The sequence below is a fragment of the Streptomyces sp. NBC_01384 genome, from assembly GCF_045040035.1.
In the GTDB taxonomy this organism is placed as follows: domain Bacteria; phylum Actinomycetota; class Actinomycetes; order Streptomycetales; family Streptomycetaceae; genus Streptomyces.
Genome location: NZ_CP109559.1, coordinates 1,680,247 through 1,692,415, shown reverse-complemented (window position 1 = coordinate 1,692,415; position 12,169 = coordinate 1,680,247). Strand labels below are relative to the sequence as shown.

General features: G+C 69.4%; 10 protein-coding genes, 2 tRNA genes and 1 pseudogene. 11 read left to right on the top strand and 2 right to left on the bottom strand.

Annotation, left to right across the window (positions count from 1 at the left end; genetic code table 11):
- Nucleotides 1–35 precede the first annotated feature (35 nt).
- The 7 genes from OG747_RS07485 (at nucleotide 36) to OG747_RS07455 (ending at nucleotide 8,112) form a co-directional block, all read left to right on the top strand.
- Nucleotides 36–434, top strand: a complete 399-nt coding sequence (locus OG747_RS07485; RefSeq protein WP_405878503.1) for a TIGR02611 family protein — start codon at nucleotides 36–38, stop codon at nucleotides 432–434.
- Nucleotides 435–530: 96 nt separating this feature from the next.
- Nucleotides 531–605, top strand: a tRNA-Val gene (locus OG747_RS07480).
- A gap of 947 nt (nucleotides 606–1,552) precedes the next feature.
- Nucleotides 1,553–2,842 carry an ABC transporter substrate-binding protein gene (locus OG747_RS07475; RefSeq protein WP_405878502.1) on the top strand — a complete coding sequence of 430 codons (1,290 nt, stop codon included), beginning with the start codon at nucleotides 1,553–1,555 and terminating at the stop codon, nucleotides 2,840–2,842.
- An 11-nt stretch (nucleotides 2,843–2,853) separates the two neighbouring features.
- Complete coding sequence (locus OG747_RS07470; RefSeq protein WP_405878501.1) at nucleotides 2,854–3,810, top strand: carbohydrate ABC transporter permease; 957 nt, start codon at nucleotides 2,854–2,856, stop codon at nucleotides 3,808–3,810.
- On the top strand, nucleotides 3,807–4,679 hold the full coding sequence (locus OG747_RS07465) for a carbohydrate ABC transporter permease (RefSeq protein ID WP_405878500.1): 873 nt from the start codon (nucleotides 3,807–3,809) through the stop codon (nucleotides 4,677–4,679). The genes OG747_RS07470 and OG747_RS07465 overlap by 4 nt, the downstream gene beginning before the upstream one ends.
- Nucleotides 4,680–4,692: 13 nt before the next feature.
- Nucleotides 4,693–5,301, top strand: a complete 609-nt coding sequence (locus OG747_RS07460) for a hypothetical protein (RefSeq protein ID WP_405878499.1) — start codon at nucleotides 4,693–4,695, stop codon at nucleotides 5,299–5,301.
- Between the two features lie 78 nt (nucleotides 5,302–5,379).
- Nucleotides 5,380–8,112 carry a Tat pathway signal sequence domain protein gene (locus OG747_RS07455; protein ID WP_405878498.1) on the top strand — a complete coding sequence of 911 codons (2,733 nt, stop codon included), beginning with the start codon at nucleotides 5,380–5,382 and terminating at the stop codon, nucleotides 8,110–8,112.
- Between the two features lie 23 nt (nucleotides 8,113–8,135).
- On the opposite strand, the pseudogene OG747_RS07450 reads toward OG747_RS07455, so the two are convergent.
- Nucleotides 8,136–8,581 (bottom strand): annotated as a pseudogene (locus OG747_RS07450) (SCO7613 C-terminal domain-containing membrane protein); the annotation flags it as partial.
- 134 nt (nucleotides 8,582–8,715) lie between these two features.
- Here OG747_RS07450 and OG747_RS07445 point away from each other — a divergent pair.
- The gene (locus OG747_RS07445) at nucleotides 8,716–9,162 is read left to right on the top strand and encodes an SRPBCC family protein (protein WP_405878497.1); all 447 of its coding nucleotides are present in this window, start codon (nucleotides 8,716–8,718) and stop codon (nucleotides 9,160–9,162) included.
- 62 nt (nucleotides 9,163–9,224) lie between these two features.
- Nucleotides 9,225–9,296, top strand: a tRNA-Val gene (locus tag OG747_RS07440).
- Nucleotides 9,297–9,352: 56 nt separating this feature from the next.
- On the opposite strand, the gene OG747_RS07435 is transcribed toward OG747_RS07440, so the two are convergent.
- Complete coding sequence (locus OG747_RS07435; protein ID WP_405878496.1) at nucleotides 9,353–10,078, bottom strand: 3'-5' exonuclease; 726 nt, start codon at nucleotides 10,076–10,078, stop codon at nucleotides 9,353–9,355.
- A 170-nt stretch (nucleotides 10,079–10,248) separates the two neighbouring features.
- Between OG747_RS07435 and OG747_RS07430 the strand changes: the two genes are divergently transcribed.
- Nucleotides 10,249–10,815 (top strand): DUF4365 domain-containing protein, encoded by a 567-nt coding sequence (locus OG747_RS07430; RefSeq protein WP_405878495.1) that lies wholly within the window; start codon nucleotides 10,249–10,251, stop codon nucleotides 10,813–10,815.
- Nucleotides 10,812–12,038 (top strand): hypothetical protein, encoded by a 1,227-nt coding sequence (locus tag OG747_RS07425; protein WP_405878494.1) that lies wholly within the window; start codon nucleotides 10,812–10,814, stop codon nucleotides 12,036–12,038. Before OG747_RS07430 ends, OG747_RS07425 begins: the two co-directional genes overlap by 4 nt.
- Nucleotides 12,039–12,169 lie beyond the last annotated feature (131 nt).

Below are 12,169 nucleotides of genomic sequence, written 5' to 3'. Positions count from 1 at the left end.
CGAATACGGGGAGTGACGAGCCGGGTGAGGTCGCCATGGCTGATGATGAAACGAAGATCGAGGAGGCGCTCGGTTCGCGGGCACCGGAATTCATCAAGGCGCGTCGCGCGCTGCACCTGAGCTGGCAGGTGGGCGTTTTCATCGTGGGGCTCGCGGTGGTCGTCGCGGGCGTGATCATGCTTCCGCTGCCGGGGCCGGGCTGGCTGGTGATCTTCGCTGGCATGGCGATCTGGGCGACCGAGTTCGTCTGGGCGCAGCTGGTGCTCCGCTGGACGAAGCGCAAGGTCACGGAGGCGACGCAGCGGGCGCTCGACCCCAAGGTGCGGCGCCGCAACATCATCCTCACGACCGTCGGTGTCGTCATCGTCGCGACACTCAGTGCCGTCTACATCTGGAAGTTCGGCCTCCAGATGCCCTGGAACATCAACGAGTGACCGATCCAAGGGATGGGGGCCCTTCCAGTGCCGCCCTGAAGGTCCCTCGGCTGGTCGGGGCACCCCCTGACATGGGGTAATGTTCTCCCTGCGCCCGGGCGATTAGCTCAGCGGGAGAGCGCTTCGTTCACACCGAAGAGGTCACTGGTTCGATCCCAGTATCGCCCACCAGCACGGCAGGCGACCCAGTTCCACGCAGTACGTGGACCGGGTCGCCTTCGTCATTTCCGTACGGCCGTGCCAGGGCGCAGGAGTGAGCGCTGCGCCGAGTGCCGGTTGCCGGGTGGCGGCGTCGGTCCCGGCGGGGCGGCGACACGCATTCCGTGCGTGGTCCGGTCCCGGGAGGCCAGTTCCCTCGCGACCTGGCGATCTGGGCACAGTCAGAGGCGACGGGGAGGCCCCGAACCATCGCTCCGGTGGATGCTGTTGGCGAATGCGCTGCGGACGGGTGGCCGGCCGCGGGAATGTGACACTCTCCGCGCAAGTGTCACATTCTCCGGGCCATACACCGTGGCCCCTGGGCCACCAGCCAGACCGCCCACCACGCCGACCGGGATTCGCCGACAGCGTCCATCACTCCGGTGGAGCGGGGACTCCGCACGCCGGCGCCGCACCCGGCGTACGGGATCGCACGGCGACGCCAACCCGATCGCCCCGGGGCGTCACGAGCCCGCGAGCCGACCCTCACACGATCGCGTTGAAGCGGCCTTGGGCGCACTTCTCGGCGAGCGGATGCCGGCCACTCCCAACACCCCACGCGCGTACGCCAGTTCGAGTCACCCTCTCGCGAAGGCCACCCTCCGCCCCCTCGCGCTCGGTTCGCGCACCCCCGCCCCGCAACATCACCCCCACTCGCCCCATGGTTGATTTCAGCCCCGCCCCCCTCGCCCGCCCCGCCGTTTCCCGTTCGACGCCCCGACCGCACGCCCTGGACCTGCACACTCGCGCACCCTCAACCGAAATGCGCCCCCGCAGCCCGCCGCCGCGCGCGCGAGCCCCGTCACATCAATTCCTGTCCGAATCATTGACGCGCCTGAAACCCCTCCGTACCTTGTGCCAGCAAGCGCTTACTTGAAACGATTCACGCTGTGCCGACGACGTCGCGGGGAGGCCCGACTGTGGGAAACAACGGGAGTGTTGAGAGGCGTACGGTCCTCAAGGCGGCCGGAGCTTCGCTGGCCGCGCTGGGGCTGGCCGCGACGACGGGCTGCGGCGGGGACAGCGGCAGTTCCGGGGACGGGACGGTCACGATCCGCTACGCCTGGTGGGGTGCCGACGAGCGGGCGAAGAGGATCAACCAGTCCATCGCGCTCTTCGAGAAGAAGTACCCGAAGATCAAGGTGAAGACGGACTTCCAGGATTACGTGGCCTTTTGGGAGAAGTTCCAGACCCAGGCCGCCGGTGGAAACCCGCCGGACGTATTCCAGAACGCGGTCGGATTCCTGCGGAAGTACGACAAAAGAGGCATCCTCCTCGACCTCAAGCCTCAGATAGACGCGGGAAATCTGAGCCTCGACAACTTCCGCGCCGGAGTCGAGAAGGTGGGCCAGGTCGACGGAAAGCAGCTCGGTATTCCGGTCGGATCCAACACCATGTCACTTGTCATCGACGAGAAGGTGTTTGAGAAGGCGGGCATCAATCCCAAGCAAGGCTGGACCTGGGACGAGTACTTCGCCGCCCTGAAGAAAATCCACGACACCCAGAAGCTGCCCGGCGACACCGGCTACTTCAGCATCATGTACCTGTACGACCTCTACCTCCGGCAGAACGGAAAGGCGTTCTTCACCAAGGACGGACTCGGTTTCGACGAGGCCGACCTGACGGAGTGGTGGACGGACGCCTACAACCGCGTCAAGGCCGGCATCATCACCGACCCCAAGCGGGTCGAGCAGGACAAGCCGAAGTCCTCGGTCACGGCCGGCCACGGCGCCTCCGAGTTCACCTGGGACAACTTCACGGTCCGCTACTCGGCCGAGGGCACCAGCACCTACGGCCTCGCGCCGATCCCCACCACCGACGGCAAGCAGACCGGTCAGTACCTTGCCTCCCTGATGCTGAGCGCCTCCGCCCACACCAAGCACCCCAAAGAAGTCGCCCAGTTCATCGACTTCATGGTGCACGACCCCGAGGTCGGCAAGATCATGGGCTACGACCGCGGCATTCTCGCGACCACCGAGCAGTTCGACGCGTACAAGCCGACCGACGCGCCGAACCAGGCGATCGCGAAGTACGAGACGGATGTCGCCGCGGCCGGAGTGCTCGGCACCATCACCCCGCACCCGGCCGGCGCCGACACCTGCGAGGCCGCCTTCCTGCGCATCGGCGGTGACATGTCGCAGGGCGCGACCAAGGTCGCCGACGCGGTCAAGCAGTTCTTCTCCGAGGCGAAGACCGCCCTCGCCGCCTGATGGGAACCGCCGTGACGCTCGTCAAGGACTCTCCGCCCGACGCCCCGGAGATACGCCCCGGGGCCCCCGCCGCCCAAAAGCGGCGGGGGCGCCGGGAAAACCTCGCCGGCTATCTCTTCATGTCCCCGTGGATCGCGGGCTTCCTGCTGCTGACCGCGGGCCCGATGGCCGCCTCCCTCTACTTCGCGTTCACCGACTACAACCTCTTCAATTCGCCGAAGTGGATCGGCTTCGGCAACTTCACCGCGATGTTCCACGATCCCCGGTGGCAGAAGTCGGTCGAGGTGACGGCCAAGTACGTCGTCATCGGCACTCCGCTCAAACTGCTGCTCGCCCTCGGGGTCGCGCTGCTGCTCGCTCAGAGCCGCCGTGGGCAGGCCTTCTACCGGGCGGCCTTCTACGCCCCGTCGCTCATCGGCGCGAGCGTCTCCGTCGGCTTCGTGTGGCGCGCGCTCTTCTCCGACGACGCGGTCGTGGACCGTACGCAGTCGTTCCTCGGCTTCCACACGGGAGGCTGGGTCGGTGACCCGAACTGGGTGCTCTACAGCCTGGTCGCGCTCACCGTCTGGCAGTTCGGCGCCCCCATGGTGATCTTCCTCGCCGGGCTCAAGCAGGTGCCGAGGGAGCTGTACGAGGCCGCCGAGGTGGACGGGGCAGGACCGCTGCGGCGGTTCTGGAACATCACCCTGCCGATGATTTCGCCGGTGCTCTTCTTCAACGTGCTCCTGGAGACCATCCACTCCTTCCAGATCTTCGGCTCGGCGTACGTGGTCTCCAACGCCACCTGTGGACCGGCGGACGCCACGCTCGTCTACACCTGCTACCTGTACCAGAAGGGCTTCAAGGAGTCCCAGATGGGCTTCGCCTCCGCCATGGCCTGGATGCTGCTGCTCGCAGTGGCGCTGGTGACGGCCGTCCTCTTCTGGTCCCAGAAGCGGTGGGTGCACTACGAGGAGGACGCCCGATGAGCACCACCCTGCGCAAGCCCCTGGAAGTCGGCAGCCGCAAGCGCACCGGTTCGCTGGTCTGGCACATCGGCGCGCTGCTGATCCTCGCGGTCGTCCTCTATCCGGTCATCTGGGTCATCGGCGCCTCGTTCAAGCCCAGCCGGGAGATCATCGGCAGTCTGGATCTCTTCCCGACCAGCCCCATCCTCGGCAACTTCAAGGGTCTGGCCGACGGCATCGCGGACATCTCGATCGCCACGTTCTTCCAGAACTCCCTCTTCTACGCGCTGGGCTCCGTCGTCGGCATCGTCATCTCCTGCTCGCTGACCGCCTACGCCTTCGCCAAGATCCGGTTCGCCGGCCGGAACCTGCTGTTCTCCCTCATGATCGGCACGCTCCTGCTGCCCTACCACGTGCTGCTCATCCCGCAGTACGTGATGTTCCAGAAGATGGGGCTGATCAACACCTACGTTCCGCTGCTGATCGGCAAGTATCTGGCCACCGAGGCGTTCTTCGTCTTCCTCATGGTGCAGTTCATGCGGAACCTGCCGCGCGAGCTCGACGAGGCGGCGCGGCTCGACGGCTGCGGCCATCTGCGGATCTACTGGTCGATCGTGCTGCCGCTGAGCCGCCCGGCCCTCATCACCAGCGCGATCTTCACCTTCATCAACGCCTGGAACGACTTCATGGGCCCGCTGATCTACCTCAACGAGCCCAGCAAGTACACCGTCTCGCTCGGCATGATGATGTTCCGCGACCAGGAGGGCGTCGCCAACTACGGCGGCATGATCGCGATGTCGCTGGTCGCGCTGCTGCCCGTGCTGCTGTTCTTCCTCGCCTTCCAGCGGTACCTGATCGACGGTATGGCGACCTCCGGACTGAAGGGCTGAGAGGGACGTGACCATGGCTCGTACGGCCACCGCGCGCACCAAGGCCCGCAAGACACCCCGCGAATCCGTCTTCGCCGAGCGCTTCGCCGTCTTCGCGGAGTGTCTGCTCACCGGGGTGTGGATCGCGCTGGCCTCGCTGCCGCTGGTCACCTACCCCGCCGCGTTCGCCGCCGGTGCGCGGCATCTGCGGCGGCGTACCTCCCACGAGGCGGGCGGCCTGCGGGAGTTCGTCGCAGACTTCCGGGCGGCCGTCCGGGGCGGCTGGATCGCCGGGGTCGCCGGCTGGGCCGCGACGGCCGCGGTCTGGGTGGACGTCCAGGCCGTGCGCGCCGGGATCCCCGGCGGCCCGCTCGTCGGGGCCGTCGGTCTGTTCGCCCTGATCGGTCTCGCCGTCGCCGGGCTGCGCGCGGCGGCCGTCTGGGAGCCCGGCGCGTCCTGGCGGACGCTGCTCGCGGAGGCCGGACGGCGTACGGTCCTCGACCCCGCCGGGTCCTTCCTGCTCGTCGGCGGCCTGGCCGTCGTGGCCTGCTCCGCCTTCTTCGTCGCGCCGCTGGCGGTCCCCGTCCTGGGGGCCGTCGCCGCGGCGGCCGTGGCCGTCGAGAAGCGCCACCGCCACCGCTGAGCTCTTCACGGGTCGGCGCCCCGGCGTCGCACCTCTTTCTGTCATGCCCCTGACTTCCCCGCACGGAAAGGAAAGGCCATGTCTCCCATCCCCCGCAGGTCCCTGCTCAAGGCGGCCGCCGTCGCCGGAGCCGCCGCGCAGTTCAGCTGGGCCCTGGGAAGCACGAATGCGCAGGCCGCCGCCAGATCCGAGGCCGCCGACACCGACCCCGTGACCCTGGACTGGCTGGAGGACAGCGGTCTCGGCGCCGCCCCCGGCTCCACCGTCGGTGTGCCCTGGCCGAAGGGCGCGTACCAGCAGGACCAGACCTTCGCGCTCACGGATTCCTCCGGCAAGGACGTCCCCGTCCAGTCCTGGCCGATCGCCTACTGGCCGGACGGCTCGCTCAAGTGGACGGCGCACGCGGTCGGTTCCGGCTCCGGGAAGCTCACGCTCGCCGCCGGTGCGCCCGCCGCCCCCGACAAGAAGGTGACCGTCGACAAGAGCGGCGGCACCATCGACATCTCGACCGGCGTCATCACCGCGAAGATCGGCAAGAGTGGCTCCACCCTCGTCAAGTCGGTGAAGCGCGGCTCCACCGAGATCGCGAAGGACGGCCGGCTGGTGCTGATCCGCCAGCCCGAGATCGAGGACGACGACCAGGGCGCGGAGAAGTACGAGCGGTTCGAGAGCGTCATCGGTGAGGGCACGGTCGAGCAGGAGGGCCCGGTCCGTGCCGTCGTCCGCATCGACGGCAAGCACCGCAAGGGCGACCGTAGTTGGCTGCCGTTCTCGATCCGGCTGTACTTCTACGCGGGCGCCGACTCCTTCCGGATGGTGCACACCATCACCTTCGACGGGAAGCAGGAGCCGGGGAAGACGAGCGGCGACTTCATCCGCGGGCTCGGCGTCCGCTTCAACGTGCCGATGCGCGACGCGGCGTACGACCGGCACATCCGCATCGGCGGCGACGGTTCCGGTCTGCTGCGGGAGGCCGTGCAGGGCATCACAGGTCTGCGCCGCGACCCGGGCGCGGCCGTGCAGGCGGCCCAGTTCGCGGGCCAGAAGCTGCCCGACCCGTCCACCTGGGACCAGCGGGTGACGACCCGCCTCCAGTACATCCCCGAGTGGGGCGACTACACCCTCTCCCAGCTCTCCGCCGACGGATTCACCCTGCGCAAGCGGACGAAGAAGGGGCACGGCTGGATCGGCGCGGGCGGTGGACGCCGGGCGAGCGGCTTCGGTTACGTCGGCGGGGCGAGCGGCGGCCTCTCCTTCGGCCTCAGGGACTTCTGGGAGAAGTACCCCGCGCAGCTCGACATCCGCGACGCGGCGACCGACGAGGCCGAGGTCACCCTCTGGCTCTGGTCGCCCGAGGCACAGCCCATGGACCTGCGCTTCTACCACGACGGCATGGGCCAGGACACCTACGCCGAACAGCTCGAAGGCCTCAACATCACCTACGAGGACTACGAACCGGAGTTCGGCACCCCGTACGGCATCGCCCGCACCTCCGAACTCCTCTTCTGGGCCAACGAGTCGACCCCCACGCCCGAAACCCTCGCCGAACAGGTGGCGGCCGTAAGAGTGTTGCCGCAGCTCGCCGCCCCGCCCAAGCACCTGATCAAGGCCAAGGTCTTCGGCGGCCTCTTCTCCGAGCCCGACCGCTCCACCGCCGCCAAGGCGAAGATCGAGGACCACCTCGACTTCCTCTTCACCTATTACAAGGACCAGGTGGAGATGCGCCGTTGGTACGGCTTCTGGGACTACGGCGACTTCATGCACTCGTACGACACCGTGCGCCACCAATGGCGGTACGACGTCGGCGGGTACGCCTGGGACAACTCCGAGCTGTCGCCCGACATCTGGCTCTGGATGGCCTATCTCCGCTCGGGCCGCTCGGACATCTTCCGCTTCGCCGAGTCGCTCACCCGGCACACCGGCGAGGTCGACGTCTACCACCTTGGCCAGTGGGCGGGCCTCGGCACCCGGCACGGCGTCCAGCACTACGCCGACAGCGCCAAGCAGCAGCGCATCGCCAACACCACGTACCGCCGCTATTACTACTACCTCACCGCCGACGAGCGGGTCGGCGACCTCATGCACGCCAACGTCGACTCCGACGAGACGTTCCTCGTCCTCGACCCGATCCGCAAGATCCGCACCGAGCCGTACACCCCCGACCGGCACGCCCTGTCCATCGGCTTCGGCACCGACTGGAGCGGTCTGGTCTCGGCCTGGCTCACGGAGTGGGAGCGCAAGGGCCCGAAGTGGGAGAAGGCCAAGGCGCGCGTCCTGTCGACGATGGAGACGATCGCCGCCCAGCCCAACGGCTTCGTCCAGGGCAGCGGGCTGTACGACCTCGACACCGGCAGGTTCGCCATCGCCTCCGCGCCGGTCGTGTCGGTCTCCCACCTCTCCGCCGTCTTCGGCCTCAACGAACTGTGCGCCGAGCTGATCGACCTGGTCGACGTGCCGAAGTTCAAGGAGGTCTACCTCGACTACTGCCGCTACTTCAACGCCACCAAGACCGAACAGGCGGCGCGCTACGGCTCCAACTTCGGCTCCCTGCTGCTGTTCCAGGGCCACTCGCGCCTCGACGCGTACGCCGCCGTCCAGACCGGCGACGCGACGCTCGCCAAGCGGGCGTGGACGAAGTTCTACAGCTCCGACGGCTATATGGAGTCCTCACCCTGGAAGACCGAGCCGCTGAGCGGCCCGCTCACGCTGGTTCCCGGCAGCGAGGCCAACTGGGTCAGTTCCAACGACACCGCCCTGTACGGCCTCGCCGCCATCGAGAACCTCGCCCTGCTCGGCGACAAGATGCCGTAGCCGTCTCTCTGGCCGAGGGTGCGTCAGCGCATTCTCCCCAGCACCTCCCGCACCCGCCGCGCGTCCCGGATCCGCTGCTCGTACGTCGCACCCAGTGCGAGCAGCGCCAGACCGGCGAGTGCGGGAGGCACCCAACGGGGCAGCGCGCCCGCCATCTGCACGAGGTACGGGGCGAGTTCGTGCAGCGCGTCCGGCGCGAGCACGCCGCACCCGAGGACGAGCGGGGCACGCAACCGGTGCCGGGCGCCCACGAGGGTGACCGCGAGCGCCGCGGCGCCCAGCAGCAGGGGACGAGACCGGTCCGGGTCGACCCACGCCGTCGGAAGACTCGCCACGAGCGTGACGGACAGCCCCGTTCCGTACGGGCGGCGGCCGTGTATCCGACGGAGCGCCGGTCCTCACGCACGGCGGTGCCCGCGGCGATCACTCCGCACGGGGCGCGGCGTGCGTCGAGTTGCCGCGGCTCGGTGTCGAGGAGCCGCAACTCCTCGGCCGGGGGCGGAAGGCGGGTCATACCTCGGGAGTGTGGTACCGGTCATGTTTCTCGGCATGAGTGCGCGTACTCAGGACGTACTCGGATGTCCGATTGGGCACACTCCGTCCATGGACTGGAGCCATTACCGCTTCCGCAGTGTGTGGGCCCTGCCCGCGCCGCCCGCCGACGTCTACCTCGTCCTCGAACAGGCCGAGGACTACCCGCGCTGGTGGCCCCAGGTCCGCGAGGTGACCCGGATCGACGACCGCAGCGGCACGATGCGCATCCGCTCGCTCCTCCCGTACGACCTGGTGTTCACGGCACGGGAGGCGCGCCGCGACCCGGCGGCCGGGGTCCTGGAGATCGCGATGACGGGTGACATCGACGGCTGGGCGCGCTGGACGCTCACCGCCGACGGGCTCGGCACCCGCGCCCAGTACGACCAGGAGGTGGACGTGAGCAAGCCCCTGCTGCGGCGGCTCGCGGTGCCGGGACGGCCGGCCTTCCGCGCCAACCACGCCCTGATGATGCGCGCGGGACAGCGCGGACTGGCGGCCCACCTGACGGGTGACTGACGGCGTACCTGGAAGCGGTTTGAACGACACCCGCCGGGACCTGTATTGTTCAGTGCGTTCCCGGGCGATTAGCTCAGTGGGAGAGCGCTTCGTTCACACCGAAGAGGTCACTGGTTCGAACCCAGTATCGCCCACCCGGAGAAAGCCGGTCCGCCGCAAGCGGACCGGTTTTTCGTTGTCCCGCGCGAGCTCACGCCGCCGCCGACAGCTCCGGCCGCAGCGGCCACGCCGGATCCACCGCCTCCGGCGAACCGCTGCGCGCGAACCACGCCTGCAGACCCCGCGCCTGTGCCGCGTGCCACACCGCCTGCAGGGTGTGCAGCTCGGCGGGGGAGAGTCGCTCCAGACGGGCCGCGAACCGGCGTCCCACCGCTCGTACGACATCCATCGAGGCCAGCGCGTCCGCCGCCGCGTCGTGCGCGCCCTCCAGCGCCACCTCATAGTGTGCACAGAGGTCGGTGAGGGTGCGGCGGCCCTTGCGGTAGCGGTCCAGGTGTTTGTCGAGGACCCGCGGATCGAGCACCCGCAGCGGCGCGGACTCGAACCACCGGTCGAGACAGGACGCGCGATGACGGCGCAACTCCCGGTCCAGGAGCGTCAGATCGAACGGCGCGTTCATCACGACGAGCGGGCGGCCCGCCGCGGCCTGTTCGCCCAGCACCTTGGCTATCTCCTCCATCACCGGCGACGGCCAGCGGCCGTTGCGCTGCAGATGTTCCTCCGTCAGCCCGTGCACCGCCGTCGCCCCCGCGGGCACCGGCACTCCCGGGTTCACCAGCCAGCGAGTCACCCGGGGCCGGGAACCCGCGGCGTCCTGGACGACGACGGCGGCCGACACGATCCTGTCGGTCTCGACGTCCACGCCCGTGGTCTCGGTGTCGAACGCGGCCAAGGGGCCTTCGTACCAGCACGTCATACGTACACAACTCCTCGTTCACCCACGGCAGCTGACGCACCGCCTTCTGCCTGTTTGGTGATACCCGGGCTGTTTGCGCCGTACGCCGGAAGGAGACAACACTGGTACGGGTCTTTGCAGTTCAGCGGCCCGATACGGGGATTCACCTGGCTTGAAAGGCTGTTGGACTCATGGCGCTCGCGCAGCCCGAGCGGGGCGGGCTGCTGCCCCAGCGGACGGCACCCCATCGCGGCACACTCGCCACGACCGCCTGCATGGAGACGCTCCAGGTGGGCTATCTGCACGCCGTGGCGGCGGCCGCGGGCTGTTCGCTGTCCCAGCCATTCCCCGACAACGGCATCGACTGGCACGTCAGCCACAGCGCCCCCGGGCACACGGTCGACGACGAAGTCACCATCAAGGTGCAGCTCAAGTGCACGTACCAGATCCCGCCGAACCCGCCCGGGCCCGCCTTCTCCTTCACGCTCGACAACGAGCACCTGGCGAAGCTCGCCCGCACCCCGGTGTCGGTGCACAAGATCCTGGTCGTGATGCTCGTGCCCAGGTCCCAGGACGACTGGCTGCGCGCCAGCCACGACCGCCTCGACCTGCGGCACTGCTGCTACTGGATCAACCTCGCCGGCCACGCGATCACCGGCCGGCGCCGGACCACCGTGCGAATACCGACCGCGCGCATCTTCGACGACCGGGCGCTCTGCGAGATCATGACGCGGGTCGGGACGGGAGGGAAACCGTGACGCACCGCCCCATCGACCCCATCGGCGAACCCCTACGGCCGGTCAGGCCGCACCCCGTCGAGTCCCACTGGACCGAGCCGCCCGAGCCCGGCCAGGTCGACCCCGCCGTCCTCAGCGCGCTGCTGCACCGGCACGGCTGGCAGCGCCGCGGCGGCGCGGCCGGACGGTACGGCCGGTGGACCCCACCCGGGCCCGGTGGCGGCGGCACGAGCCTGCTCGTGCCGGAGAACCGGGCCTTCCCCGACAGCGACGACCTGCTCGGCGAGGCGCTCGTCGCGCTCTCCCGCAGCGGCTCGCCGTCCGCACACGACATCCTGGTCGCGCTCGCCGTGCCCAGCGACGAGATCCGCTGGTGGCGGGACGTCCCGGCCGGACCCGTCGGCGCCACGCCCTGGAGCGTCGAGGAGCGGCTTCGCTCGGCCGCCCGGCAGATGCTGCTCGCGGCCGCGCTCGCCACGCGCGCGCGTGCGGGCTACTACGGCGCCCGCCACCGCAGGCCCGCCGCCGCGTCCCTGGAGAACGTCCTCGTCGGCGCCGACCCCGGCGGACGCCGACTCACCGTCTTCGTGCCCGTCGACACCGGCCGGTCGCTCTCCGTACGTCTGCACCAGGCGCTGTACGCCACCCGCGAGGCCATCGACTACCAGCGGGCCACCGGCGGCATGGACGCCTTCGACGCGGCCGTCGAGGCGGGCGTCAGCCACGAACTCACCGAAGCCGTCGCCGCCCTCGTCCGCGGCACCGAGGGTGCCCGCATCGCCGTCGAGTGGGCGCCCGCCGCAGGGGTTCCCGAGGGCTGCGCGGCCCCCGACGAAGCCGTCGAGTTCTCGCCCGGCGACCTGCCTGTCCTGCGCCGGGCCGGGGCCCGCTATCTGCGCGAGGAGCCGTCCGTGCCGGTGCGCCTCACCGGCGCCGTGGTGCGGATGCGCAGGTCGGAGCCGCGCGGCGAGGGCACCGTACGACTGCGGGTGATCGCGGGAGCGGAGGTCGCGCACGTCCGGATGACCCTCGACGAGGAGGCGTACCGGATAGCGGGCCATGCCCATCTGGTCGGACTGCCGGTGCGGGTGCACGGGCGGCTGGAGAGCCGCGGCGGCTTCCGTCGGCTCACGGACGCCTCCGGGGTCGTACCGGTGCAGGTGGACGAGGCCGAGCGGGACCGGCTGATGAAGTCGCTCCAGGAGAACCTGGACTTCTTCGAGGAGGCGTGCAGCGGGGACTGAGGGGGGTCGGGGAGCGTCCAGGGAGCCTCGGCGCAAACCGTTTCGCGGAGGGGACCCCGGGCTCGGTACGATCGCCTTTGTATTACGCGTGCAAGAGACGATGCGCGCGTCCCCTTCAGACAGGAGAGTCC

Bases quoted from the DNA above. Each gene is read 5' to 3' on its own strand.
- OG747_RS07485 (WP_405878503.1), top strand. From the start codon at position 36: ATGGCTGATGATGAAACGAAGATCGAGGAGGCGCTCGGTTCGCGGGCA.
- OG747_RS07465 (WP_405878500.1), top strand. From the start codon at position 3,807: ATGAGCACCACCCTGCGCAAGCCCCTGGAAGTCGGCAGCCGCAAGCGC.
- OG747_RS07460 (WP_405878499.1), top strand. From the start codon at position 4,693: ATGGCTCGTACGGCCACCGCGCGCACCAAGGCCCGCAAGACACCCCGC.
- OG747_RS07455 (WP_405878498.1), top strand. From the start codon at position 5,380: ATGTCTCCCATCCCCCGCAGGTCCCTGCTCAAGGCGGCCGCCGTCGCC.
- OG747_RS07445 (WP_405878497.1), top strand. From the start codon at position 8,716: ATGGACTGGAGCCATTACCGCTTCCGCAGTGTGTGGGCCCTGCCCGCG.
- OG747_RS07435 (WP_405878496.1), bottom strand. From the start codon at position 10,078: ATGACGTGCTGGTACGAAGGCCCCTTGGCCGCGTTCGACACCGAGACC.
- OG747_RS07430 (WP_405878495.1), top strand. From the start codon at position 10,249: ATGGCGCTCGCGCAGCCCGAGCGGGGCGGGCTGCTGCCCCAGCGGACG.